The organism is Bacillus sp. V3-13, assembly GCF_002860165.1.
In the GTDB taxonomy this organism is placed as follows: domain Bacteria; phylum Bacillota; class Bacilli; order Bacillales; family Cytobacillaceae; genus Bacillus_BJ.
The window spans coordinates 60,562-86,490 of the sequence record NZ_PGUZ01000031.1 but is presented as its reverse complement, the minus strand read 5'-3'; the positions used below and the strand labels follow the sequence as shown (position 1 = coordinate 86,490).

General features: G+C 41.8%; 23 protein-coding genes. 20 read left to right on the top strand and 3 right to left on the bottom strand.

The genetic code is table 11. The features are described 5' to 3' along the window. Positions 1–158: 158 nt before the first annotated feature. The 20 genes from CU633_RS12680 (at position 159) to CU633_RS12575 (ending at position 18,827) form a co-directional block, all read left to right on the top strand. The gene (locus tag CU633_RS12680; protein ID WP_101660952.1) at positions 159–1,496 is read left to right on the top strand and encodes a YhfT family protein; all 1,338 of its coding nucleotides are present in this window, start codon (positions 159–161) and stop codon (positions 1,494–1,496) included. Positions 1,497–1,623: 127 nt separating this feature from the next. Further along, positions 1,624–2,013, top strand: a complete 390-nt coding sequence (locus CU633_RS12675; protein WP_142383412.1) for a DUF2620 family protein — start codon at positions 1,624–1,626, stop codon at positions 2,011–2,013. Positions 2,014–2,145: 132 nt separating this feature from the next. After that, positions 2,146–3,411 (top strand): alanine racemase, encoded by a 1,266-nt coding sequence (locus tag CU633_RS12670; RefSeq protein ID WP_101660951.1) that lies wholly within the window; start codon positions 2,146–2,148, stop codon positions 3,409–3,411. Between the two features lie 45 nt (positions 3,412–3,456). After that, complete coding sequence (locus CU633_RS12665; protein ID WP_101660950.1) at positions 3,457–4,554, top strand: SIS domain-containing protein; 1,098 nt, start codon at positions 3,457–3,459, stop codon at positions 4,552–4,554. A 101-nt stretch (positions 4,555–4,655) separates the two neighbouring features. Then, a complete protein-coding gene (gene rpe, locus CU633_RS12660; protein WP_101660949.1) occupies positions 4,656–5,342 on the top strand; it encodes a ribulose-phosphate 3-epimerase in 687 nt (228 codons plus the stop codon). A 206-nt stretch (positions 5,343–5,548) separates the two neighbouring features. Then, on the top strand, positions 5,549–5,929 hold the full coding sequence (locus tag CU633_RS12655) for a PRD domain-containing protein (protein WP_101660948.1): 381 nt from the start codon (positions 5,549–5,551) through the stop codon (positions 5,927–5,929). Between the two features lie 72 nt (positions 5,930–6,001). Beyond that, positions 6,002–6,916, top strand: a complete 915-nt coding sequence (locus CU633_RS12650) for a phosphotriesterase family protein (RefSeq protein ID WP_101660947.1) — start codon at positions 6,002–6,004, stop codon at positions 6,914–6,916. Positions 6,917–6,993: 77 nt separating this feature from the next. Beyond that, a complete protein-coding gene (locus CU633_RS12645) occupies positions 6,994–8,223 on the top strand; it encodes a phosphopentomutase (protein ID WP_101660946.1) in 1,230 nt (409 codons plus the stop codon). A 147-nt stretch (positions 8,224–8,370) separates the two neighbouring features. After that, positions 8,371–9,138: an HAD family hydrolase gene (locus CU633_RS12640; RefSeq protein WP_101660945.1), complete on the top strand. Its 768-nt coding sequence runs from the start codon at positions 8,371–8,373 to the stop codon at positions 9,136–9,138. Between the two features lie 177 nt (positions 9,139–9,315). Then, positions 9,316–9,822, top strand: coding sequence for a DinB family protein (locus CU633_RS12635; protein WP_101660944.1), 507 nt, complete (start codon positions 9,316–9,318; stop codon positions 9,820–9,822). Between the two features lie 292 nt (positions 9,823–10,114). Beyond that, on the top strand, positions 10,115–10,975 hold the full coding sequence (locus tag CU633_RS12630) for an AraC family transcriptional regulator (protein ID WP_101660943.1): 861 nt from the start codon (positions 10,115–10,117) through the stop codon (positions 10,973–10,975). Positions 10,976–11,148: 173 nt separating this feature from the next. Next, positions 11,149–11,295 carry a MerR family DNA-binding transcriptional regulator gene (locus CU633_RS23645; protein WP_257958710.1) on the top strand — a complete coding sequence of 49 codons (147 nt, stop codon included), beginning with the start codon at positions 11,149–11,151 and terminating at the stop codon, positions 11,293–11,295. 151 nt (positions 11,296–11,446) lie between these two features. Further along, positions 11,447–12,793, top strand: a complete 1,347-nt coding sequence (locus CU633_RS12620; RefSeq protein WP_101660942.1) for an FAD-dependent oxidoreductase — start codon at positions 11,447–11,449, stop codon at positions 12,791–12,793. A 53-nt stretch (positions 12,794–12,846) separates the two neighbouring features. Then, positions 12,847–13,560: a GntR family transcriptional regulator gene (locus CU633_RS12615; RefSeq protein ID WP_101660941.1), complete on the top strand. Its 714-nt coding sequence runs from the start codon at positions 12,847–12,849 to the stop codon at positions 13,558–13,560. Positions 13,561–13,687: 127 nt separating this feature from the next. After that, positions 13,688–14,992 (top strand): Nramp family divalent metal transporter, encoded by a 1,305-nt coding sequence (locus CU633_RS12610; protein WP_101660940.1) that lies wholly within the window; start codon positions 13,688–13,690, stop codon positions 14,990–14,992. A gap of 346 nt (positions 14,993–15,338) precedes the next feature. Next, positions 15,339–15,656: a DUF5082 domain-containing protein gene (locus tag CU633_RS12605; RefSeq protein WP_101660939.1), complete on the top strand. Its 318-nt coding sequence runs from the start codon at positions 15,339–15,341 to the stop codon at positions 15,654–15,656. Continuing rightward, a complete protein-coding gene (locus tag CU633_RS12600; RefSeq protein ID WP_101660938.1) occupies positions 15,653–16,834 on the top strand; it encodes a glycohydrolase toxin TNT-related protein in 1,182 nt (393 codons plus the stop codon). Before CU633_RS12605 ends, CU633_RS12600 begins: the two co-directional genes overlap by 4 nt. Beyond that, positions 16,835–17,080 (top strand): hypothetical protein, encoded by a 246-nt coding sequence (locus CU633_RS12595; RefSeq protein ID WP_101660937.1) that lies wholly within the window; start codon positions 16,835–16,837, stop codon positions 17,078–17,080. It abuts the gene before it with no gap. A 687-nt stretch (positions 17,081–17,767) separates the two neighbouring features. After that, entirely contained in the window at positions 17,768–18,184 is a 417-nt protein-coding gene (locus tag CU633_RS12580) for an immunity 70 family protein (protein WP_101660935.1), read from the top strand. A gap of 298 nt (positions 18,185–18,482) precedes the next feature. Next, positions 18,483–18,827, top strand: coding sequence for an SMI1/KNR4 family protein (locus CU633_RS12575; RefSeq protein ID WP_257958707.1), 345 nt, complete (start codon positions 18,483–18,485; stop codon positions 18,825–18,827). A gap of 247 nt (positions 18,828–19,074) precedes the next feature. On the opposite strand, the gene CU633_RS12570 is transcribed toward CU633_RS12575, so the two are convergent. The 3 genes from CU633_RS12570 to CU633_RS12560 form a co-directional block, all read right to left on the bottom strand. Further along, positions 19,075–20,040, bottom strand: coding sequence for a LacI family DNA-binding transcriptional regulator (locus CU633_RS12570; RefSeq protein WP_101660934.1), 966 nt, complete (start codon positions 20,038–20,040; stop codon positions 19,075–19,077). Between the two features lie 128 nt (positions 20,041–20,168). Then, complete coding sequence (locus CU633_RS12565) at positions 20,169–23,492, bottom strand: GH36-type glycosyl hydrolase domain-containing protein (protein WP_101660933.1); 3,324 nt, start codon at positions 23,490–23,492, stop codon at positions 20,169–20,171. 26 nt (positions 23,493–23,518) lie between these two features. Continuing rightward, a complete protein-coding gene (locus tag CU633_RS12560; RefSeq protein ID WP_101660932.1) occupies positions 23,519–25,684 on the bottom strand; it encodes a glycoside hydrolase family 3 N-terminal domain-containing protein in 2,166 nt (721 codons plus the stop codon). Positions 25,685–25,929: the final 245 nt, after the last annotated feature.

Genomic DNA, 25,929 nt, shown 5'->3' with positions numbered 1-25,929 from the left:
GTTGACACTAAATTTTCATAAATTCAGATTTTTTTAAAATTTTCTATTGACTCATTAAACAGAATACTGTAAATTGTGGATATAACAAGGTGATGCAGTCGAGTACATGAAAGCTCTCTCAAAAGAATTTCGACGCAAGCCTATTAAGGAGGGAAAGTATGGCAAATACTTGGCCGATTTTTGGTTTAGATCCAATTGCAGCAAAAATTCTATTTTGTTTAGTGTTTGGTGGTTTTAGTGCGTTCCTGATGAATAAATCTATCGCGACCTTTCATGATGGTTTACGCCCAGTTTTACCAGAATTTATTGAAGGGCGTATGGGCCGGGCACAGCTGACCAGTATTTCACTGGCCATCGGCATTGGATTTGTATTAGGATGGGCGCCATTTACATTAACTACTGGACTTATTCTTGTTGGTCTCATTCTTCTTCCTGTTGACTCAATTGGAGCGGCTGCTCCCAAATGGTGGATCGCTGTTCTCGGCGGTGGCGCATGGGGTGCTTTGGTATCCAGTAGCTTGGAAGGGATACAAACTGCTTCAAAGTTACTTCCGGTCGATATTTTGGCAGCGCTTGCATCGTTGGCTACTCCTTTGACTTTTGCTTTCGTCGCCTTCCCGGTGGTGGCAGTTGGTTACCAGTTTGGCTGGAAGAAAGGCTTGATTGCATTGACTGTGGCTGTTATCGCCCGCCAACTCTTGAGTGCTTTCGGAACTTTCAAGCTAATGGGAAATGAGGTTACTCTCAGTCCTGATGGAGCGGCTATGTTGTTTGGAATGGGTATGTTAATTATCTTTGCCATTCAGAAAGATAGACGGGTCAGAAAAGAGATGCAATCCGAGGTGGCGGCAACAATCGAAGTAGACGAGGACGGTGAAGGATTTTTCGGTGAGCGATCTGCGAGAATTTATAAGAGCCTGCCATTACTCGCAATTCAGGGAGCGATCATTGCTTTTGGGATCAGAGCAGGAATCGTCGCCTGGCAACCGACGGACGTCATGTCTGCAGCTGCTGGAAAGATGATTGAATCAGGAATTCTCTCATTAGCGTTGGCATTTGGGTTCTTGCCTCTTATTGCAACGACTGCCTTAACCACAGGAGTTTATGGGACGGTGGGACTCTGTTTTGCAGTCGCTGCTGGCTATTTTTCACCAAACCCATATGTGGCACTAATTGCTGGTGGGGTTGTCGCTGGCTTGGAAGTAGTTTTCCTAAGACAAATTGGAAAGCTTCTCGATCAATATCAGACATTGCGCGAATCCGCAGAAAGTCTGCGCCTTTCCATGGATAAAGTTGTGACATACGCGCTGTTAGCTGGATCAATGGTAGCCGGTAATCAATTAATCCCGGGCGGAACAGGTTACTTCCTTGTAGCGGGTCTGTTTGTTTTAAATGAATTTTCCGGACAGAAATTGATGCCGATGGCAGCGGCTCCTGCTGCAGCGATCATCACCGGTATCCTTGCGAACATATTCGTATTAATCGGCTGGATGTAATGCTTGAAAGAATCAGGAACTCCATTCGCTTTCCATTGAATAATGGTGATCGGTTTACGAGATTCCTGATTCCTTATTTTTTATAAAGTTCTATTGATTCCATATCAATTTTAAAGGAGTGAACTGTATGTCTGACAGCAAAAAAATTCGTATTGTCAGTACCGGATTTGCAAAGCAGGCCATTGCGGATGCAGCCAAAAAAGCGGGTGGGGATCTTGTCGAGATTGAAATCAATTCTGATATGGCTGGAGCCCGCAAGGTGAAGAACGGCGAAGCTGATTATTACATCGGCTCTTGCTGGAGCGGCCAAGGCGGGGCACTTAGCATTGCGATTGGAGTGCTCGGATACAGCAATTGTGCCATGGTGACAACAGCTTCTGGACATCCGACGCCGGAACAAATTAAGGCCAGAGTGAATGAAAAGGACTGGAAAGCTTTTGGTATCAACGCGGCTCATGCAGCATCAGCTGTACCCCATATCATCAATGCGCTATTGGAAAAGAACGGTCTGAAGTAGATATTTCTTTTCAGTAAAAGCGATTTATTTACTAAAACATTTAAGTCGAGGTTATATAAATGCAAGAAAACAGGAACAGAAATAAACAAAGCGAGGCCAAACACATGAGCCAATTTACGAGGAGGGATTAGGATGTTTTTAGACATGACAATGCAAAGGAACCCTGACCTGATTCGTACTGCAGCATTGTTGCACCAGAGCGGAGAGATCCCAGCCAATACGTACGTACTCGATGTGGATGCCGTTTATGCGAATGCCGTTGCTATTCGGGAGGTTGCCGATATATATGGAGCCAAACTCTACCAAATGACTAAACAGCATGGCCGAAACCCGGTTGCTGCACTTGCAGCAGAGGCGGCAGGAATTAAGGGGGCTGTATGTGTGGATGTGGATGAAGCTATTGCTCTCGCTTCCTACGGTGTCACAATCGGCCATGTAGGCCACTTGCAGCAGATTCCCGAGCATTCCCTGGCAGAAGTACTTTCTTATAACCCCGAAGTTGTTACTTGTTTTTCAGTGGAAAAAGCGCTTCGAGTTGGAGAGGAAGCTGCGCGGCTTGGCAAGGAACAGCAGGTGCTGTTTCGTGTCCGTGCTACACGAGATGACCAGGACGATTTCCACCCTGCTCAGGAAGGCGGGATTCGCCTTGCTGATTTGGAGCAGGCCGTCCATGCTTTAGACGGAGCCCGAGGAGTCCGCCTGGTTGGTGTGACGACACATCCAAATTTATTATATCAGGCGGACCGTGGGGAAGCCTTGCCTACCAAAAATCTGAAGACGCTGCTGGAGGCCGCGGAAATTTTACGACGGTGTGGGGTCGATGTCCGACAGATAAATGCTCCCGGTGTGACATGCTGTGCGACGATTCCCGGTATGGTGCAGCGTGGTATCACACATGTGGAACCTGGAAGTGCCTTGATCGGGAACACGCCTCTGCACTCTTCAAAGAACCAATCTGAGATCCCGGCGATGTGTTACGTCACCGAGGTCAGCCACTTAGTAAAGGACGGTGCTTTAACGATCGGTTACGGATTTTATCCGCGCTCTCACATGAAAGAAGCTCTGGTCGGATCGAGCCCAGATGAGTTAATGGAACAACGATACCCTGCCAGTGCATACCCGGCAGAGGCGATTGATTATTACGGCAAACTGGTTGTCCCCCCAAACATGCCGATGCCAAAGGTGGGAGATAGCGTTATATATGCTTTTCGTTCCCAGGTTTTTACCAGTAACTCTTTTGTGGCGCCCCTGGTGGGTTTGCGACAGGGGAAACCGCGGCTGGCGGGGCTATGGAACGCCGTTGGTTACCCGGTAGACCGGCAGGGCAGACCACTATGCCTGGAAGAAGGGGAGAAATTTATTCAACAAGCAGGATTTAATTCCAGCATAAAACTTTAAACCGGCAGGGCAGACTTCCATGCCGAAAAGAAAGGGCGAAATTGAATGTATAAGCAGGATTCCAATTCAAAAATTAAACAACCGTACCGTACCCGTTACCTTGAAGACGTACTTTCCCAGCCACAAGTGCTGCGTGCTCTCATTGAAAATCATAGCGCTGGGCGGGGACCTTTGGACAAATGGGGAAATGAGTGGGAACAAGCCGGTAAACCACTAATTGTCTTTACAGGGATGGGGGCTTCCCTGTTTGCGGCTGAACTGGTCCAGGCTTACTTAGCAGAAAATGGAGTGTTTTCACTGGTGCTGCCAACTTCAGACTTGGTGGATCGCCTGTCCGGTATCCCGGAGGACGCTTTATTGTTCGCAATCTCACAATCAGGAGAGAGTATTGAGATGACAGAGTTAGTGGACATACTCGGACAACGGCGCCTTTATGCCGTGACCAACGTTCCAGGAAGTTTTCTGGCCCGATCAGCATATGATGTTGCCTTCCTTGGTTTGCCTCCCGATCTGTCGGTAGCTATTAAAACATATACAGGCACTCTTTGTCTGCTCTTGCTGCTGGCTGCCCGATTGGTCGAAGGTAAAGACAATAATATGTCTGACCGGCTCCTTCAGGCTGCGGTTATCATCGAAAATCAGCTATCAGCCTGGGAAAGCGAGGTCATAAATCTTGCGGCTCGCCTGGGGCGCCCTCAGTTTACAAGCTTTCTTGGCCGGGGTTACGACCAATATACGGCCAGTGGAGCCGCTCTGTTGTTCAAAGAAGGTGCAAAGATTCCTGCTGAAGCAAGCTGCGGTGGGCAGTTCCGTCATGGTGCCGTAGAGGTAGTTGACCATGAGCATGTGGCGATTTATTTTGTTCCACCTCATACAGACCGACGATATAAACGTGTCCAGGCCTCTGTTAAGGAGCTCTTAAGTTTGCCTGGCAGGGTAGTGACGGTGGGGTGTGATTTGCCAATCCAATTAAATGAGAAATATTTATCCCACTTAGATGTCCGAGAGGTAGATGATCCCATCATTGCAGCCGTTACTGAAATCGTCCCGGTGCAATTGCTTACTGCGTATTTAGCCCGGTTAGCAGGATTAGAAGCTGGAGATTTCCGCAATACCACTCCTGTTATCAATCATGATGCATAAATGTTGCCAGCAAGAAATCAAGTGAAAAGGGATGATGATCATGTATAAGACACTTCATGCGATAAGCTGCAGGAGACGTCAAAGCTTGGAGGGAGCCAGCTATGACAGTTAAACTTTCACCTTCGATGGCCTGCGCTGATCCCAGTTCATTAGGACGTCAACTGACGGAGCTGGATGAGGCTGGCGCGGACTTGTTTCACTTTGACGTGATGGATGGCCGTTTCGTGCCCAACTTTGGTTTCAGTAATGACATTATTCGTGCTCTTCGGCCACTGACTGAGGTACCCTTTGAGGTGCATATGATGGTCGAAGATCCCGAAAGATACTGCAGCGACTTTGTGCGAGCAGGAGCAGACATAGTGGTTGTCCACGCGGAAGCGACTCGGCACTTGCACCGTACTTTGCTTGAAATACGCCAACTCGGTGCGAAGGCGGGAGTTGCCATTAACCCGGCCACCCCGTTGTCTTCCATTCAACATGTCTTGCCACTTCTCGATATGGTAGTAATTATGACAGTAAATCCAGGGTTTGCAGGTCAACCTTTTGTACCTGAGGCTGTTCCGAAAATCAAGGAACTCCGGGAGTTAATGAAGTCCCAGAACCTGCAATTTGATATCGAAGTAGATGGGCACATTGGAGCGAATACAGTTCCGGCCTTGCTTGAAGCGGGAGCAAACCTATTTGTATTGGGAACGGCCAGTATCTTTAAGGCGGGTTCAAATCCTGCTGAACTATTGCCGAATTTCAGAACAATTTTAGAAAATATACAAACTGAAAATATAGGATAGATGATAGTAAAACATGAGTAAGTGGTTCGATTATGAATCTATTAATGTCAACACTATTAAAGATGCGAAACTATCGAAAAATATTAATTAAGGGTCATTACAGATATTTGTATCGCTGTAATGACCTTAAACCTTTATGAGCAGGGCCAGAATCTGAAAAATTGGTTTGTGAAGCTTGTTGTAATTATTCAATAGGAGGTTAAGAAATGGATAAAGCAGAGTTAAACGAGAGGCTGGAATTGCTTCTGTCAGGCGGGGTTATTACCGCAGAAGCTGCAGCTATTACGGGAAAGGCCTTTGAAAACTTAGGATCAATGATGAACAAAACAGCGATTTTGCAAAGCGAAATGTTATTCACCCATCTTGCTTCCGCCCTTACAAGGCTGGAAAGAGGGGAGAAGATTGAAGGACCACCTGAAGCACTTTTAAATGAAGTTAGCCGTACAGGTTTTACTGAAAAGATCGAAAAAGAAATTGAATTCATAGAAAGGCAATTCGGAAATGCTTTACCTGTTGAAGAGAAGAATTATTTACATCTTCATTACGCATCAGTATTTCAGCAAAACTTATTAGAGAATAAAGTTTAAACATGGGTATTGGAACCAGATTATTTGTGTGATCACAACAATTTTATAGTTTAATAGTCAGGGGGACTGAAAATGAGCAAGAAAATACGGACTGTAACCGGTGATTTACCGCCTGAAAAATTCGGACAAACGATGATACATGAACATGTTGTATTGGATCTGTCTCATATCAGAAACGATGATGATCCAATTCTATCTAACTCTGATATGTTAAACAGAGAATTGGAGCGTCTAAAGGCTGCCGGATGCGGCGGTATTGTTGAAGTCACAAACCATGGTATGGGAAGAGATGTAATATCCTTGCACGATATTTCTTTAAAACACGGTTTGCCAATTGTCGCTGCAACGGGATATTACATAGAAGCATACTACCCTCCAGAAGTATTTGAAAAGAGCGAAAATGAGATATTCGAACTTTTTGTTTCTGAATTAACGGATGGTGTGGGAGAGACAGGCATCCGTGCCGGTATTATTTCCGAAATCGGAAGCAGCTTGAATGAAATGACAAGAAATGAAGAAAAGGTATTTCGTGCAGCATGCCGGGCCCAAATTCAAACCTGTGCTCCTTTAAGCACTCATTGTGAACTTGGAACGATGGCTTCAGCACAATTAAAACTTTTTATTGACATGGATGTTGATCTTTCGAAAATTTCTATTGGCCACCAAGATTTAAATGGGAATCGTGAAGAATACGAATATTTATTGAAATCTGGAGTCTATATCCAATTTGATACAATCGGCAAAAACAACTATCGCCCTGAAAAAGAAAGGATAGAAGATTTACTGTATTTATTGGATAAGGGTTACGTAAACCAGTTGATGTTATCATGCGATATTACGAAAAAATCTTATTTAAAAGTAAATGGCGGTTTCGGCTATGAATACTTATTCACAAATTTTTTGCCACAGTTAAGAGATCTAGGCATTTCAGAAAAGGAAATAACAACAATGATGGTTGATAATCCACGCCGCTTCTTGTCTTTTTAAGAAGTGAAAGAATGTACCGGTGTATACAAATTAAAGAATTTATCCCTTGCAACAGAAGCGAAAGGCAGTGATCCAACATGAAGAAAAGAGCAATTGTATTGATTCTTGATAGTCTTGGAGTCGGATATATGGACGATGTAAAAGATGTCCGTCCCAGAGATATTGGTGCCAATACTTTTTATCATATACTCGACCAAGCCAAGGAAATCTCTATCCCCCAATTTGAAGAATTAGGGATTAATAGCATTGTAAATCATCCCCGTTTAGAAAAAAGAAGCGGGATCGCAAGTTACGGGAAAATGAACTTGAAACACTATGGTGCGGACAGTTTTCAAGGCCATAATGAAATCATGGGGACCGACCCTAAAGTACCTTTTACAACACCTTTTTCAACGGTGATGAATGAAGTGAAAGAAGCATTGGAACACGAAGGATACCACAGCGAAATTCCTGATCCTGATTTTCCGTATCTGCTCGTAAACGGTTTAGTAATCGTGGCCAATAATATCGAAACAGATTATGGCCAAATTTATAATGTTACTGCTCCTTTAGACGATATTTCTTTTGATGAGGTTTTAAAAATTGGGAAAATCGTTAGAGCAAATGTAAAAGTCAACCGAGTCATAGCCCTTGGCGGGGAAAACATCTCAGTGGAGCAAATTCAAGAGGCTGTTGAAATGCGTGAAGATGGATTGGTCGGCGTGAACTCTCCGAAATCAGGTGTGTATGAACAAGGTTATAATTGCCTTCACTTAGGGTACGGCATCAATCCAGATACTCAGGCTGCAAATATTTTAGTTCAAAAAGGGATACCAGTTACTTTAATCGGAAAAATGCAGGATGTAATTAATTGTGACGGAGCAAATAAAATTCCTGCAGTTGAAACGGACCTTGTGATGAAATCTGTCCTCGAGACGATGGATAATATGGAAGAAGGATTTATTGCAGCGACCGTTCAAGAAACCGATATAGCGGGTCATTCACAGGATGTGGATCTTTATGCTGAAAAAATCATGTTAGTAGATCAATATTTAAAGATTTTGTTGGCGCAAATGTCGGAAGAAGATTTACTGATCTTGAGTGCGGACCATGGAAATGATCCGACAATAGGCCATAGTCAGCATACTCGGGAAAAAACTTTTTTACTTGCATACGGAAAAAAACTCAAAAACGTGGATTTAGGTGATCGCGACAGTCTATCAGATATAGCCGCGACAGTAACAGACTTTTTTGAAGCAGGCCTCCCGGAAAACGGCGAAAGTTTTTATCCATTGTTGAAAGACAATTCAATGATTCGGAACTATTAATTTAGACATTAGCGAAAAAGATAGCGGTGTGACTCCAAAAACTACTTAAATATACGCAACAAGAATTTGGAGAAGCACTTTTTTTGTGTTTTGAACCGACAAGACTTTAAAGTGGTTCTAATATAAAAATTTCATGAGGTGCTATACATGTATCGGATTGTTTTTCTCGATATCGACGAAACAATATTAAACTCTCAAGGCCAATTGGATGCCAAACTCCTTGGGACGATTCAAGAGGTTCAGAAAAAAGGTATTTTAGTGGCCCTGGCAACGGGCAGGTCTTTGGAAGGTGCCAAAATTTATGGTGGGCAGCTGGGAGTTTCTACATTTGTTACCTACAATGGGGGATACGTTATTTCACATGACCAAATAGTTCATGATATCAAAATCCCTTCCAAATTGGCATACAATTTATGCAACAAGACAAACGAATTAAATGGAATATTTATCCACTTTTCTTATAGCTCTTCTCTATCCAACCATGCCCCGCCGGAAATCGAATACTTGCTCCCTAAAGCGATACCGTCAACTGTAGCTGATACAAATCATGATGCCCACCGATTAGTCCTTTATCTTGAAGCAAATCATCGGGCCTCTCTACAAAAAGAAATAAATAATGCTGCCATTTTTGATGAAGGAGACCGATTAGAGATTTTTCCAAAAGGCTCGAAATGGTCGGGTATTTCACCTTTAATCAAGCAACTGGGAATTTCTCCGAAAGAAGTAATAGCAATCGGGAATGGAACAAATGACATAGAAATGTTGGAGGAAGCAGGATTGGGAATTGCAATGGGAAATGCTTCTGAACTTGTAAAAAAGAGCGCTAATTGGGTAACAGCGGACAATGATCATCATGGAGTTACCTTAGCCTTAAGAAAGATTTTTAAGTTAAACATAAATGAATTAATATTTTAATAAAACACAGTACTGACCCGTTCTCTTAATAATTAAGCTGTCCATTTGTGGCAGCTTTATTTTTGTTCGATAGAGCAAAAGATGCTAAATACGGATTTTGATAGAGGAACATTTGTGAAAAATGAAGAATTAAATTAATAGCCGGTCTTAAGCAAATCTTAAATTGGAGGAGAAAAAATGAATCCTGCTATACAAATCTTTGATTATCATTTGTGGGCGAACGATGTTGTATTTAAGCATTTAAAAGAACTTCCTTCTGAAATCTGTTATCAACAGGTAAAAAGTGTATTTCCATCTTTATATGATACTCTTTTTCATATGTACCAAATTGATTATGTATGGTTAAGAACGTTAAATGGGGATAGTTTTGATCATATTATCAAGGATGTAAACCAATTAACAGATACAATTCAGGAAAAAAACCTTGATCTGCTGGATGAGAAATTTGTTCAAATAGGCAATGAGTATCGTAAATTAATTCGTGAAATCGAAGACTTGCATGAGAAAATTAGTATTCAGCATCCCCGCTACGGAAAATTGACTACAAGTTATCTTGAATTATTGCAGCATGTCGCAAATCATGGAACATATCACCGCGGAAACATCACCGCTATTTTGCGGCAGTTAGGATATAAAGGACCATCCACTGATTATGTATGGTATTTGTTTGAACAAAAGAAATGAAGTGCAGCGGGATGCGAGGTGATGTCCACATCACCTTGCTGACGCAAATCATTTATTTCGTTCGCTGTGAATATAACCATTACAATGCGGTCACCTTTACTGAGACCTCTATTTTCAATCCCTTGAAAATCTCCACTCACATAAGAGTCTCTTGCGCTCACTATCTTTTAGATGAGAAAAATTCAAAAATACATATTAATCATTTTCAAGTATCAATGCTGCCATAACAAAGCATAAATAGACAGGATTTTTTTGAACAACGGCTGTTAGAATGAATCAAGGAGTGAGCGATATGAAATGGGTTGAGTCATTACAGAAAGCGATTGACTACATGGAGGAACATTTACTGGAAAGTATTACGATCGAAGGAATAGCCAAGCAGGCGAATGTATCTCCTTTTCACTTTCAGCGCACGTTTACGCTATTGACAGATATTTCTGTTGGTGAATATCTACGCCGCCGCCGTTTATCATTGGCCGCTGAAGAATTGTCCAGGACAAATTGCAAAATAATTGACCTTGCCTATAAATATGGCTATGACACTCCCGAGGCTTTCACAAAAGCTTTTCGAAGGCAACATGGCGTGACTCCAAGTGAGATACGAAAGCATATTGGAAAGCTACAATCTTATAACCGCCTGATTATTCAGGTGAGTTTGAAAGGGGCAGAACCAATGAAATACAATGTAATTGAAAGAGAAGCTTTTCGAGCAGTCGGGATGAAACGAGAGTTTTCACTAATCAATGAAGAAAACCTGGTGGGGATTCCAAAGCTTTGGGATGAAGTTCATGAGAATGGAATAAACGATTTATTGGTGAAAATGAACAACGGACAAATTAAGGGTGTACTTGGTGTTTGTGTTGATAAAAGCAAACAATCGGATCAGGTTATGGATTATTGGGTGGCTACAGAATACAAAGGTGACGTTCCTGATGAATTATCAAGCATTGAGATCCCGGCAGCAAAATGGGCTGTATTCGAAGTTCACGGCCCGATGCCAGATGCGATGCAAAAGGCGTGGAAACAGATTTATTCGGAATGGTTGCCATCCAGTAAATATGAGCTTGCCGATTCACCGCAACTGGAAGTATACACAAACGACAACCCCTCAAACCCGGATTATTATTCTGAGATCTGGATTCCAGTGAAATAATCTGGATCTTGAGAAGTTCTTTTGTACGACTAACTAATTAATGAAGAGAAAATTATGATGATAAAAAGAAACAAGGTTTGTGCGTTGGTTGAAAAAATCCGCTTGAACCTCCAGTTACGTGAGGGAGTAGAATCGATATAGATATCACAAATGTATACTGGAGGGAAATTTTTATGGGAACAGATAAGCAGTATTTGATTGGAGAATTTTCAGAGATGACCGGCACTTCAATACGAACATTACACTATTATGATGGAACTATCTATTTAGTTCCAATTTTTTATTTTAAGCGAAAAACAGCAGGACCAAATAGACTTTAAATAGGGAATACATATAAAGTTTTTTTGAACATCATCGAAAAACACAAATTAAAAACTGAAAATAATTAATATTTACAATTTACTGAATTGATTGTATAGTATACCTGTATACAGGTATACAGAGTTTTCTTAATAAAGGGAGGAAGACTATATGTATGAATTTGATTGCGATGTTCTGGTAGTAGGCGGGGGTGTGACGGGCGTTGCTGCTGCCACTGCGGCAGCACGTAGCGGTGCAAAAACGATCCTGATTGAATTAAAGCCATTTGTCGGAGGTAACGCCACTACAGGACTATGTCTTCATAATTACATTACAAAATTCGGGCGTCAGGTCGTGTTTGGAATTGCTCAAGAAATAGTTGACCGGCTGATCAAAATGGGTGGGGCTGTAGGGCATATTCCATATGGAAGTTTTGTTCATTCTGTCACTCCTGTAGATGGGGAAATGTTTAGGATCCTTTCTACGCAACTTCTGGCTGAAGCGGGTGTCACAGTATTATTAGGTGCAAGCGTAGTTGGAACTGAAACGGATGAAGGGAATATCACTGGTGTCCAGGTGGCTGTAAAGGGAGGAATACGTCACATTAGGGCTAAAACTTATATTGATGCAAGCGGGGATGCTGATGTAGCTGTGTCTGCCGGAGCAAATTATACAAAGGGCGATCGTAAAACCGGAAAAATGCAACCGGTTTCAATGGTGCTTCGTTGTTTTGGTACTAACAACAAGGAAATTGCTGAGGCTATTGCTGTCTCCACACCCGCAATGGCCACGCGCAGTGATTATCCCGAACCTATTCCGGTTTATTTTAATGGAACCTTTAGTCAATGGAATGACATTATCCGTGAGAATCAGATATTTCCTAATGAAAATCATAAGGTGTTTTTTAACACAGTCTGGCCAAATCATATCAACGTAAATACCTCCGCTGTGATTGGTATCGATGGCACAGATCCTTTGTCACTATCGCGTGCTACTGTGGAATTAACCAATCAAATACATCGAATTAGTCAATTTCTAAAAGAAAATGTGCCAGGGTTCCAAAACGCATACTTTGTTCCATCAGCATTTGCCGGGGTAAGGGAAACCAGAAGAATTGAAGGGCTGTATGAAATTAGCGATGAAGATGTGACCACAGGGCGCAAGTTCGAAGATACGGTTGGACAAGTATGTTTTCCTGTCGATATTCACGATCCTGATACCGGGCAGGCTACTTTTTATCAAATCGGGAATGACGGGGCATTTGATATTCCATACCGTGCCATGATTCCAAAAAATCTTGAAAACATCATTGTAGCGGGAAGATGCATTTCAGCTACTTCTTTCGCTCATGGGGCAACAAGAAACATGGCACCGTGTTTGGTTATGGGTGAAAGCGCCGGCGTTGCTGCAGCGCTTGCCGCGAAGCAAAACAGTGCTATGCCTGACCTGGATATTAAGACACTACAGGCTACTCTTGAAGAACGGGGTGTCTACCTTGGAAACCGCGTCACACAGTAACAATTGTTTTTTCGCATGGAGCCGCAATCGTTTAAGCAGGAGGAATTAAGCAGATGGACAACTCTAAAGAACCACTAATCATAGAAGACGAGCTTAATATAGATTCACCCGGGGATTTTCCTCCATATATGCCGTTGCGCGAAGCTGTCTTTCAAACTCTAAAAAAATCGATTTTAAATGGATCATTAAAACCGGGCCAGCTGTTAAGCGAGAACAAAATAGCAGACAAATTGTCGGTCAGTCGTACACCAGTACGTGAAGCACTCAGGATTTTGGAGACGGAAAACTTGGTCACCACACTGCCTGGAAGGAGAATCATAGTCTCAATTCCTAACATTCAGGATATTGAGGAAATATACCAAATTCGATTATTAGTGGAATCAGAGGCTTTACGAAGCATTGCGTCAGAGAATGATTTAATTATTCAACAGCTGGAAGAATGCTTAAAAAATGCTGATACGCAGCTACGGGCAAACGACTTAACCGGATTGGCGAATACAAATTCAGAGTTCCATTCTATCCTTGTTTCAGCACTGGGAAACCGTCGGTTAGAACAGTTTGTAGATACTGTTCAGGATACGATCGTCCGTTACCGTTTATATTCTTTGACAAATCTCAGATGGGCGGAAGAATCAGAGGCTGAGCATTGGGAAATTGTTGAGAGTTTAAAAAACAATAATCCAGAAAGAGCGATCCAGGTTCTTGATAAGCACCTTATGACTGCAAAAAAAGTATTGATTGCGATGACTTCCAAAAATGAGGAATGAATTTTCAAAAGCAGGGTTTGGAATGGAGGTGAATTTTCCAGTTCTAAAAAATTCGCATAATGTCTATTACTCGATGGGGTGACTGATGATATAAAATGAAAAAATAATATTAAGGGAGGAAGTAGAAATGTCAGTTCCCGAAGAAAAGGTGACACAACCAACACAGATAATAACCAAAACGCCATCTAGTTTCTGGCAATATTTGATTTCTTTTGGCCCTGGAATAGTAATGGTTTTGAGTTGGTTAGGTGCAGGAGACTTAGTAGATATGTCCGTTTCAGGTGCCCATTACGGATATAATCTCATGTGGGGGCTGGTTTTAGCCTTAGTCTTAAGGTATATCTTAGTGAATGTTATTTCTAAATACGCCCTTTGCAACGTACATCAAGAAACCATTTTCCAGGGTTATAAACGATTATATAAATATTTGCCCTTGTTTTTAGGTGTCGCTAGTCTTTTTCTGGCGCATTTTTATGCCGCATATCTTCTTAAAGGAGCTGGGGAAGCCCTCTGGCAACTTAGCAAGGTAGGGAACACATTTGTATGGTCGCTTGTTGTAGTCGTAGTTTCTCTTGCCTTACTTGGGAGAGGAATTTATAACTATATTGAAATTACGATTAAGGGAATTCTTATTTTAATGGTTGTCAGTTTAGTAGGAAGTGCCATATGGGTAGGTCCTGATGTTCCTGCAATTGTTAAAGGCACTGTAGCTTTTAGTATTCCTGATAATGTTGGAGGGGTAGATACTCTCGTTTTTGTTGTCTCTTTAATCGGCGCTGTAGCCGGATCTTTATCAAATTTGATTTATCCTTATCTGTTTAAGCAAAAGGGCTGGGTTGGTCCCTCTTATTTAAAACTTCAGCGTTATGATCTCTTGTTCGGTGTACTAATGATTATTATTATCGACCTCGCTGTATGGACTCTAGGTGCAGAAATACTTAATCCCCAAGGTTTGACCATTTCGAGTGTAGCTGACATGGCCCAGATGCTAACAACAACATTAGGTGCACTTGGTGGTATCCTGTTCTATGTTGGCGTTTTCGGAGCTTGTTTTAGTACAGTAATTGGATATGCACTTGGTTTCGGCAATCTTTTTGTTGATGCCATTTACACTACCTTTCCTGAAAGGGGGAAGAAATATAACGAAGAGTTTAACAAAGACCCACTTTTCAAATTTACTCTTCTCATTACGGTAGTATTGCCCATTATTTGGGCTCTGCCATCAATGCCTGGTTTTATATACTTAACTATTTTAGTTAATGCGTGGCAAATCTTGCTTTTACCTATCGTTTCGATAGGACTGTTGATTTTAACAAACCGTAAAGAGCTTTTAGGAAAGTACGTAAATAAGTGGTGGGAGAACGTGCTTTTATTAATACTTATCGGCTTAACCCTGTGGTCAACATGGCATCTAATAAACAGTTTATTTTAATTTGAAAGCGGTTTCAAATAATTAAGGTGAGAAAATCTACGAAGAAGTAAAGTAAAAGAATTTTGATTATAAGCATAATTATAGAGTGTCCCAAAATTCTTGAATTTTGGGACCTTCTCTTTTTGTTAAATGAAGCCTTCCGGAGGCTCTTTTAAATAAATGCCGCTTCATGAGAAGGGTAGGCTAATAGGAAAATAGTAATCAAAAACGAATAAGATTTAACCAACAATTCAGTACTAAAGTAAGGTTTGCCTTCATGGTAATTTTGGTAATATTATCTTATGGTATTAAATGGTTATCAACATTTACATATAATTTATAAGACTTAAAAAGAGGAGGGCACTCAATGGATATAAATCTTCTGGAGGAAATTGAGAGGAGAGCGAAGCGTCAGAAGTACCTCTGGATGATTGATATTTTGGAAGGTTACAAGTCCAATATAAAGCAGGGCAGTAACCACTTCGAAGACGGAGTGAGTATTTATCGAAGTGCGCATGGCTGTTATGCAGCCAATTGGCAAGGCCAATCCCGGGAGGCTTATGAAATGATTGCAGGCGAATTGAGTCAAACAGCGAATCAGGTTTATACTTTAGAAGACGAACTCATTCAGGAAATTGGGACGGAAATACGCAAATTGCGTAAAAAAGCCGAGGCCCTTTCATGAGCCGCATCCAAATCAACGTAGATGAGTTGGAGGAATTTGCAGACCAGTTAGGAAAGGCTGAGAGGGATTGCACCCAGGCACTTAATGCTGTAACCTGGCATTTTAACTCGTTGCTGGCTGACTTCCCAGGCGTGTTACCCTGTGGGATTCATGATCTAGAAGCCGAGTTCAAGCAGGCTATCAGACAATATAGAGACAAACTGGATGACGCACAGCGTTTGATCAAAATGACGGCGGCTGAAATGGAGAAGGCCGATCAAAAGATGGCAGGTGCAATCGGCGGGTTTCTTCTCGAAATGGTCGGCTGGTATGATCTTCAGCGGGTGTACAGCGAATACGACCCTGTCACTGGAGAAAAACTTTCTGCAGGTGATCGGGCATTGGCGATTGGGATGCTCGCACTTTCCCTCTTCCCTCCGGGGAAAGCTGTCGGAGTTGGAGGCAAAGCAGCGGTTAAAGGAATTAATGCAGGAATTGAAGCAGCCTCCAAAAGTGGTTTACCTGCCCTTGCCAAAAATTCAAAAGCCTTTATGGCGATGAAAAATGTTGTGAATCCAAACAAAGTTTCAGAAGCTTTTCGTGTTGTATATAACCGAGTCGTCCAAGGACCACTGGCTGCCACGAAGGTATGGTTTGATCAGGTTATGAAAAAGCTGGGAGATCTGCCTGTCCCGGCGAATCTTCAGGTACAGCTTGCCGGAGTCGGTCCGATGCGGACAACCGTTCGGGAATCGTTGGAAGGTGCGAAGGAATCGGTTGTTCGGATGGTGAATGATGGGAAGAGTGATAATGTAATAAATGTTGTTAATAAATCTACAGATGTTTCTAAAAATCCTAAGTATTATACAACGGAAGGAGAAATTATTTGGCCCCCAAATAGAGGGTTTATTGGCGAGATTCAAGATATTACACTTGAACCAGGGACACGAATAGATAGATATGGTTATGAAGGAGGGACTTTTGTTTCTCCTGTTGGAACTCCTTATGAAATGAGAGCGTTAGCCCCAGGAACAAATCAAAAGCCATATAATGTGTATGAAGTCGTAAAACCAGTTAACGTCCAATCAGGAAGGATAGCACCATGGTTTGATGAGCCAGGGTTAGGAATTCAGCACGAGTTTAATAAATCTATAAAAGAATTAATAGAAGAAGGAACTTTAAGAAGGGTGGAAAAGTAAATGAAACTTAATGAGTTGGAACAAAAACTATTATCTAATAATATACCGAAGGATTTGTACAGTCTTCGTGGTGGGTATCCTAATGAAGCATTTTGTATAAATAAAGAAAGTCAAATATGGGAAGTATACTATAGTGAGAGAGGTATTAAATCAAATTTAAAAACTTTTAATTCTGAAGAAGATGCGTGCAATTATTTCTATAATTGGTTGATTAGCTCTTTAAAAGATATGGGGATCTTGAATTGATGCATTATCTTAAACTAGTTAAATGCACTTCAAGGTTTATGTTTTATAATACACTTCATCGACCGAATGCATTTATGTTCCGGAGTAATCATTTTTCAATTTAAGAATCATGGAAAAAAAAAGAGGAGGAATCGAAGCGACTTCTGACGTTTCAACAAAGTATATTATTCTTGAGGGATCAAATTGGAGCAAAAACTAGACTTAATAAGACAAAGTTATGAGATGTTGTTGAAAGTATTAAACGAACAAAGAGATACGGATCTGCAATATATAATACAGCAAATAGAAACATCAATTCATTTAATAAATGATTTTTATATGAACCCGAAAAGTGCAAATGAGCTTGAAACAGTAATGATCGAATTAAGTAGAATTTATAAAATGAAGTGAATCATGGTACTAAAAATAGTTCGAGACCAGATTTTTATATCAGCGGGCATAGTATAGAAGTTAAGAATTATAAATTGACGACATCTTCTGGTAGAAAAAACTTAATAAGGAATGTCTCAAAGCAAATAAATAAGCGGATAAGTGATTTGCCAGAAAAAACTAATCAATCTGTTATTATTGATGTGAGAGGTCAAAGTGTCTCAAGGGATGTGTTGAGAGACATTAAACAAAAGATAAATGAAAGAACAAAAGGCGTAGCAGAAATTATATTTAAAATGGATTAGAGGTGAAGTTTATATGGCTGTAGGTTTATTAGTAGATTGTTTTTACTACGAATTAGGGCATAGCGATTTTGTACATTCATTCTTTTCAACAATCTCATATCATTTGGAAAAAGAAGGATGGGGGACAAAATACCCATTATTGATGAATGAGTTATATAACGACAAATTAAATTGGGTTGATGTCTCAGTTGCAAAATCTAATTTAATAGAAATTGAACAAGAACTTTCAAAATACTCGCCAGAACGTGTTGTATGGGATATTGATGACTTATCAAAAAAACCACCGTGGGGGGATAAAATCAGTCCAAAAGTAACAAGCTTAGCGGATTATTTTGCAACTGCTAACGGAAAGACGTTTTTTGAAGTGATTTGTAATACTATGGATGTAGCAGAAGAAGATAAATGTGATATAAAAATTCAACAAATTTAATTATTGTAAAACCATGGGTATCTCTCTCATGGTTTTTTGGACTGAGTACACTCTTCACTCTTTAATCGGACAATGAAAATGTCTTATTTTAAGCCCAAAGAGATATTAATATTGAAAGGGAAAATAATCTATAGAGGAGAATCGTATAGAAGGGAATGGTTCCCAACTAAAAGTGCAGTTCAACGTGCTTACAGTTTTTCAAATCCATATAGTGTAACATGAACTTGCATATTTTCTCAGTTTAATAGTTTCTCTTTATTTCATAGAGCTTGGACACTGTAGTTGGAGGGGAATTACTTTGACTCGTGGAGAATTGGTTGCATTTATAGAAGAAAACTCGGATATTGACGATTTTACTGGAGGTATCAATGAAACCGAAGTTATAAGACTTGAAGATGAACTCGGGGTTGTATTCCCGGAAAGCTATAAATGGTTCTTGAAATCTTATGGTTCGGGCGGGCTATTCGGAGTCGCAATACTAGGTTGTGGAAAATCACAAATTCCTTCAGTTATATCAAATACTGAAAGATTTCGAAAACTGGGCTTACCCGAAGAATACGCCGTAATAGAAAACTGTGAAGAATTTGTTTATTGCCTTCATACCAGTTTTATTTCTAGTAATGAGTGCCCGATTATTTCTTGATAGGGTTGCCGGGTACAGTGGCAAGCGAGCGAACAATTTTCATGAGTTTCTGTCAAATAGGCTGCTCGAAGCAAAAGAGAATTGGGAAGAAGATTTTTAAAATGCCTTTATTTTCTTGATTGGCGTTTTGTTAGGAAGTGCGATTGAAAAATATATTAAAAAAAGCACCGGCCTTCTCATCAAATTATTAGAAGGCCGGTGCTCTGTTGTGTATGCTGCATTCAGCTCGATTATGAGTATTCATAATTCAAACCGTCCCAACCGAATCCCCATCAATCAATGATACATAAATCCGCTCATTTTCCAGTGGTTCGTTCGCAATTAGTTTGAGTAAGTTTTCGGCAGCAAGGGTTCCCCATTTGCGTTTGGAATAATCAATGGTCGTCAGGCGCGGATCCATATATTGTGAAACCTCAATATTATCAAATCCAATGATATGGACGTGTTCACCGATCCGATAATCCGTTTTTGATAAATAATTATACATCCCGATTGCCATCTCATCATTCAAACAAAAGACAGCCACGGGTTTGCTGTAATCCGCAATGATTTGCTGTGCAGCCCGCTCTCCCGCAGGTTTATTAAAATCGCCCTCGATTTCCTCATAATCAATATCTTGATAGCGTTCGATTGTCTGCCTGACAGCTTGGAGGCGTTGATTCGAATCATAAGAAATACGTGGTCCCGTGACGGCATAAATCTTCCGATGCCCTTTATCAATAAGGTGATCGATTGCTAAAGTGGCTCCGGCTTTATTATCAAGCAGTATTTGATTGATATTGGGGTGGTCAAGTTCCCTGTCTAAAACGACCAATTTATGGCCGAGGTCCGCATACTTAATCAACTCAGCGCTTGAAAAAGTAGCATCAAGGATAATGGCACCATCAATCATTCTTTCAGGAAGAAAACGATGTGATTCTTTGCCGCTGCACACAATTAACTCGTACCCTCTGCTGGTCAGTGCTTCTTGCATACCCTGCAGAAGCTGTCCGTAAAAGGCCCCGCTATAATCAGTTAAAAACACGCCAATAATTTTTGTTTCCCGTTTTTTCAACGATCGGGCTGCAGCATTTGGAATATAGTTCAGTTCTTTCGCGATCGCAAGAATCCTTGCCGATGTTTCTTCTGTCACCTTCGGGCTTCCGTTTAAGGCATACGATACGGTTGAGATTGAAACGCCAGCTTGTTTCGCGATATCTTTAATACTAACCACGATACCTTCTCCTATCTTTACAAAAAACGTTTCTTTTATTATACCTTGTTTTTGGTATCTTCTAGTAGAATGTTTATGCAAACCGTTTTAACAAAAAGGCGACGGTCGCTATCTGCCGCCGGCGCTTTTTACATGTAAATCTCTACAACATTGGAATCCTCCGTTAACTGCTGGTCCAGGATGTATTTGCTTATCCGCACCCCGCTCTGACGGTAGCGGTTAAACACTTTCTCTGCGGAAACCGGATGCCCATTAATCACAATACGGCTTACAGCATTGCCGCCAAGGTGATACACAAACGTAACAGGGCGGTCAAGAATTTTAAAATGAAACTGCAATCCATTTAATTTATCCGGTAAAACCGGGTCAATGTTTAAGTCGCCTGCTGCTAAACGGATACCTAAGCAATTGGAAATCAGCTGGTTCATATAAATTCCCGGGCCGCTTGAATAAATGCGCCAGCCGCCTTTCACGGGAACGGAACCATCCCGCAATTCGTCAAAGCGGTTCTGAGCTTCATAGCGCGTCATAAATTTCCCGTCTGAACTGCTGAAATAGGCATTGCTTTGCCGCCGTTCCGCATTCGCCAACACCTCTTGGATCCCGACTGGGTTAATCGTCTCAAGTCCTTTCCAAACCTCATCAACCTTGCCGAGCTTTGCCATTGCTTCCACGAAACGAATATGGGCATGCACGTATTGCAGTCCTATTTCACGGCCAAAATTCGCTGCTTGCTCCGCCCGTTTAAAATGGGTGCTGACTCCGCCTTCATATTTGGCAGGGCGGTCCATCAGCCTGACGCCATCGGCATGATAAAGCTTTTCCTTGATGACTTGATAATGTGCTTCAGCCTGTTCAGGTGTCAAAAGTTCCCCGATCATGCTTCTTGTCATCGGAAGCAGCCGGTATTGGACGCCTGTTTTTGAATCAGTAGGGTGCAGCATGAATTCTGCTTTGCCGGGCTCTTCCATAAACACAAAGCCTGGAATGACATCGCTTTGGAGAATGTAACGTTTGAAATCGGCTTCGATGCCTGAAGATAAAGCTTTAAGTTCATCCGCTTCTTGTTTGTCGGCTTCTTCCAAAAGCTGTGCCAGCTGTTTGAGAACCTGATATGTCAAAGCAATAGTCCAGCTGCTGACCAAGTATTTTTTCAATTGCGCATTGGCAGGCTGCAGCGTGTCGTCCCAATCGCCATCGCCATACGATGATAAAAATGTATCGTGGAGAAAATGCCATTTAATATATTCGATTTCTTTCTTCGCATGGTCAAGAATGGTCGCTTTTTCTTCGGAAAACTCAAAGCTTCCGCGTTTTGTATAAGGGACTTTTTCTGCTAAAATGCTGTAATCCTTTGTCGCGGCAATATAGTCACCGAGCACTTTTAATGGCCAAACAATGATATCTCCATGGCTTTCCTCTTGCTGGATTTTGTAATACTGATCAAACATAAACCATTGCGGCCAATTGCCGTCATCCGCATATTGGTGGGCATAAACGGTTTTGATGATATCGCGCACAGCTTCATATTTTTGTGTCGCAAGAAAATACTCGGATGGTCCCTGGCAAACGTCCCTTGTGCCCCACGCCGCACCGCCATATTGCTCGAGGCCGTGAGGGACAGAGTAGTGAACAAGCATATTGTGCGTATACCACCAGGAAAGATCATTTATTTTCTCAATTCCATCTTTATGCTCCAGGCGGAATCCGTTCATCACAGATTGATAGAACAACCGAAAGCGTTCAATTTCCGTTTGAGCTTTACGCTCTACAAAAGGCAGGTCTTCACCGTTCAATGCTCCATGGACAATCATCGTCCATTCACTTGCTTCACTTAATTCAAGTACGACAAGGGACGCAGAATGACCGGGAAGATTCTCGGCAAATTTTCGCTCATCTAAAAGATTCATTTGCGAACCCTTTACCTGCAAACGATAGGTCAAGTCAGGGTAGGCTTCTTTACTGTCTGAACCCGCACCTGCTGAAAACGAGATCGTATTCCCATCTTGTTCGATCTGGAATGGGGCCTCGTATTCATTGTTGTTCATCGAAACTTGGTTTGTCACCAAATACCGGTATGATTTGCCGCTCACAGACCGGACCTGCAAGTGCAATTCCGGCGAATCGACGATTGTAAAGTTGGTGATAATCAAAAAATCATTGTCCGTTTTGTAAAACCAGCGCGCACAGTTAAATCCCATTTCAAACATCGATGGCAATGTTAATAACCGGTACACACCATCAACCTCCACATAAATACGCTGGCCGGAGGTTTTCATGACATTCAGCGGATTGCGGGCATTTGTCAGCATTTTATTGAACGAAGTGTTGCCAACCACCAGCTGGGAATTAAAAATTCCATATATATAAGATGTCGAAGTAAGCACATTTTCTTTATTATTGATATTTTCCCCGGACATCAATATATGGCCGTGCGGACGTTCAACGAGCAGTTCTTTTTCTTTCAAAACGACATGCTCATGCGTTTCGGTAAAAAACGAGAGGAGAGTCGAGCCGTCCCATTCTTCTTGATGACGATTAGGAAAATACTGATCTATGTCTTCTTTTTTCATTGCTGTTGTTACTAAAGGTGCTCCAAAAACAGAGGAAAGAGTTACTTTCTCTTCTATTTGCCCGGTTGGCTTGGTTTCTGATTTGACCAGTTCCCAAGCCTTTAAAATGATTGTTTCGTATTCCAGAGAAGTAATTGCCTCCGGATGGTCCTCGTCAAATAGTCCATAAAAGACAAACCGCGATGATCCTGATAATTTGATCCGCTCTGATTGCAATGCTGTGTAGGCAAATTCGTATTGATAAACCTCATTATCCAAGGAATCTTTCGTCAAGACTTCCGGCTGGTTCGTTTCCTTATAGGATAAACCAAAGAATTGAAAGCCATCTGTAGAATAGCCAATTGCTTTTGTTAACGCACCCTGCTGCAGATAGGGGAAAGTTCTCGATTGAGGCTGGTTTTGCCGTGAACATACGACGAAGCCCTTGTCTTTATCTTCAAAAATCGTGTGATCAATGTATTGCGATACGAAGGCTTCGTTTGAACGGATCGCTCCTTTTTCAGCCATTCCGAGATCCTGTCCATATATGACATCAACTTCAGCATCTTGTCCCTCTACTAATATATCCCAGAACCAGATGCCTTGTTCAGTCAGGATGAAAGTGACTTTGTAGTTAACGTCACTGACGGTGCCTTCCCAAATCACTTGATTTTCGTTATAGCGGACCGAGCTGCCTGACTGAACACCAAGGAGAGAATAGACCTTAATGCCCGATTCCTGATGAAAACGCAAATAAAGATTATTTAAAGATCCATCGATTGGATTGGAGAGCCACTGGTTGATTATAATGTTTTTATGGGTTGCCTCATAAAGATCACCGCTATTTAAAAAGGTGAAATTGTAATTGCCTGCTTTAATCTGAAACTTCGCTTTGTTCATTGTTGTCCTCTTCTTTCCATTGTTTACTATTGTACTAATTGAAATGGCATCGCCTGGCCTTGTTGACTGTTGGGTCCAACGTATGCGATAAACGCCCCGGGATCACTTTTAAATTGTAAGTCGGAATGATAATAGCGCAGTTGCTCTTCTGTAATCGTAAACGAAACCTTTTTCGTTTCACCTGGCTGTAACATAACCTTATCAAAGGCTTTCAGCTCTTTTAAAGGGCGAACCACTTCACCGGCAAGGTCTTGTATATAGAGCTGGACTATTTCTTCACCAGCCATTTTTCCTGTATTGGTAACCTCAACAGTAATCGATAAAGGCTGTTCCAGATTCATAGAGTCTCCCGACAGCTTTGCTTCACCGTAAGAGAAGGTAGTATAGCTTAAACCGAAGCCAAACGGAAGAAGAGGTTCATTTGGTATATCCAAGTACTGTGACACATAGCGCTCCTGGGCATCAGGTGCGTCTTTCGGGCGGCCGGTATTAAAATGGTTATAGTAAACTGGAACCTGTCCAACTGAATAAGGGAAGGACATCGTTAATTTTCCTGAAGGATTGACATCACCAAACAATAAATCGGCAATCGCAGCTCCTCCCTCGGTTCCCGGATACCATGCTTCAAGGACTGCATCCACTTCATCAATCACACCATGTAAATCAAGAGGACGTCCATTAAACAATACGGCAACGGTCGGCTTCTGCAGTTCCTTTAGCTTTGTCACCAATTCAAGTTGAACCTGCGGTAAACGGATATCTGCCCGGCTGCCAGCCTCTCCGCTCATCTCGGAGTCTTCCCCGAGTGCAAGGACAATGATATCCGCTTTACTTGCAGTATCAATCGCTTCGTTCAATTGTTCCTCATTTCCTGTTTCTATTCCGCATCCTTTTGCCGTTAGAAGGAACGAGGAGCGGACTTTTTCTTTTATACCATCGTACAGCTGGACGGCTTGTTCCTTTGAGCCTAACCATGACCACGGTCCCAAAATATCTCCGCTTTGTGCAAAAGGGCCGATTATCGCGATTTTCCGGTCTTTTTGGAGCGGGAGTACACCGTCATTTTTTAAAAGCACACACGATTTAGCGGCCAGTTCCCTTGATGCCTGTCGATGCTGTTCACTCATAACAATTTCTTTTTCCAAGCTTTCATCAGCCGCCCGGTAAGGATTTTCAAATAAACCGAGTTTCGCTTTTAACCGTAAAATACGAAGGACGGCTTCATCAATAATAGATTCATTAACATCTCCGTTTTCAACAAGCTTCCGTAAATGTTTAACATAGCATGCCGTCATCATCTCAATATCGACACCGGCTTGAATCGCTTTATAGGCAGCTTCCGCTTCATCTGTGGCAACGCCGTGCGGAATCAGTTCTTTAACGGCGCCCCAGTCGGAAATGAGCACACCGTCAAATTTCCACTCATCCCGAAGTAAATCGCGCATCAGCCATTTGTTGCCGCTGGCAGGGATCCCATCAACCGTGTTAAACGCGGTCATCACCATTTCAACGCCTTCATCGAGTGCAGCCTTGTATGCTGGTAAATATGATTCTCGCAGCTGGCGTTCCGACATATTGACGGTATTATAATCGCGTCCGCCTTCCGGAGCACCGTAAGCAGCGAAGTGTTTCACACATGCGGCAACCCGGTTATTGTCAGTTGCCAAATCTGATCCTTGAAAGCCACGTACAAACGCTTTTGCAAATTGACTGTTTAAATAAGGATCTTCTCCTGTAGACTCCATTACTCTTCCCCAGCGTGGATCGCGGACCAGGTCAACCATCGGTGCAAACGTTACATGCACTCCGGAGACAGCCGCTTCATGAGCGGCGATCTCGGCACTCTTTTCCGCAAGCCGTAAATCCCAGGAACAGCCGATTGCAAGTGGGACAGGAAAGATCGTTTTAAAGCCATGGACAATATCCGCCATAAATAATAGAGGAATGCCGAGACGATTGTTTTCTAAATGAGTTTTTTGAATATTGATCACTTCATTTGCCCCTGAAGCCCCGAGAACGGAACCGCTGTTATGCACAATCTCTTCAGTAATGCCTAATTCAGCGATCGGGCCTGTTATTTGTCCTTTGTTGTTGGAACCTTGGTAAAAGGGGGTGGCCAGTTGTATTAATTGAGAAATCTTTTCGTCCAGCGTCATTTGCTGGATCAGGGAATTAAGTTGATCGTCGTGCATGCTGAGACCTCCACTATTCTTTTCTATTAAAAATGATAGAAACGTTTCGAATATAAGTATAGTTGGATTATAAGCGCTCTATTTATGATAGTCAATTAAAAATAGAAACGTTTCGATGAGGGGAAAAATCATTTTAACCACGACATAAAGGTTTTTTTAAGTAGAATTCGCAAATTTCGTTCTTAAAAAGTTCATACTTTTAAAAAATTCCTATTGAAAACGATTTCAACCTGTCTTATAATAGC

Excerpts from the sequence above, each read along its gene's own strand:
- CU633_RS12630 (WP_101660943.1), top strand. The coding sequence starts at position 10,115 with ATGAAATGGGTTGAGTCATTACAGAAAGCGATTGACTACATGGAGGAA.
- CU633_RS12595 (WP_101660937.1), top strand. The coding sequence starts at position 16,835 with ATGAAACTTAATGAGTTGGAACAAAAACTATTATCTAATAATATACCG.
- CU633_RS23645 (WP_257958710.1), top strand. The coding sequence starts at position 11,149 with ATGGGAACAGATAAGCAGTATTTGATTGGAGAATTTTCAGAGATGACC.
- CU633_RS12615 (WP_101660941.1), top strand. The coding sequence starts at position 12,847 with ATGGACAACTCTAAAGAACCACTAATCATAGAAGACGAGCTTAATATA.
- CU633_RS12600 (WP_101660938.1), top strand. The coding sequence starts at position 15,653 with ATGAGCCGCATCCAAATCAACGTAGATGAGTTGGAGGAATTTGCAGAC.
- CU633_RS12655 (WP_101660948.1), top strand. The coding sequence starts at position 5,549 with ATGGATAAAGCAGAGTTAAACGAGAGGCTGGAATTGCTTCTGTCAGGC.
- CU633_RS12665 (WP_101660950.1), top strand. The coding sequence starts at position 3,457 with ATGTATAAGCAGGATTCCAATTCAAAAATTAAACAACCGTACCGTACC.
- CU633_RS12650 (WP_101660947.1), top strand. The coding sequence starts at position 6,002 with ATGAGCAAGAAAATACGGACTGTAACCGGTGATTTACCGCCTGAAAAA.
- CU633_RS12620 (WP_101660942.1), top strand. The coding sequence starts at position 11,447 with ATGTATGAATTTGATTGCGATGTTCTGGTAGTAGGCGGGGGTGTGACG.
- CU633_RS12580 (WP_101660935.1), top strand. The coding sequence starts at position 17,768 with ATGGCTGTAGGTTTATTAGTAGATTGTTTTTACTACGAATTAGGGCAT.
- rpe (WP_101660949.1), top strand. The coding sequence starts at position 4,656 with ATGACAGTTAAACTTTCACCTTCGATGGCCTGCGCTGATCCCAGTTCA.
- CU633_RS12610 (WP_101660940.1), top strand. The coding sequence starts at position 13,688 with ATGTCAGTTCCCGAAGAAAAGGTGACACAACCAACACAGATAATAACC.
- CU633_RS12675 (WP_142383412.1), top strand. The coding sequence starts at position 1,624 with ATGTCTGACAGCAAAAAAATTCGTATTGTCAGTACCGGATTTGCAAAG.
- CU633_RS12680 (WP_101660952.1), top strand. The coding sequence starts at position 159 with ATGGCAAATACTTGGCCGATTTTTGGTTTAGATCCAATTGCAGCAAAA.
- CU633_RS12565 (WP_101660933.1), bottom strand. The coding sequence starts at position 23,492 with ATGAACAAAGCGAAGTTTCAGATTAAAGCAGGCAATTACAATTTCACC.
- CU633_RS12605 (WP_101660939.1), top strand. The coding sequence starts at position 15,339 with ATGGATATAAATCTTCTGGAGGAAATTGAGAGGAGAGCGAAGCGTCAG.
- CU633_RS12560 (WP_101660932.1), bottom strand. The coding sequence starts at position 25,684 with ATGCACGACGATCAACTTAATTCCCTGATCCAGCAAATGACGCTGGAC.
- CU633_RS12670 (WP_101660951.1), top strand. The coding sequence starts at position 2,146 with ATGTTTTTAGACATGACAATGCAAAGGAACCCTGACCTGATTCGTACT.
- CU633_RS12635 (WP_101660944.1), top strand. The coding sequence starts at position 9,316 with ATGAATCCTGCTATACAAATCTTTGATTATCATTTGTGGGCGAACGAT.
- CU633_RS12640 (WP_101660945.1), top strand. The coding sequence starts at position 8,371 with ATGTATCGGATTGTTTTTCTCGATATCGACGAAACAATATTAAACTCT.
- CU633_RS12645 (WP_101660946.1), top strand. The coding sequence starts at position 6,994 with ATGAAGAAAAGAGCAATTGTATTGATTCTTGATAGTCTTGGAGTCGGA.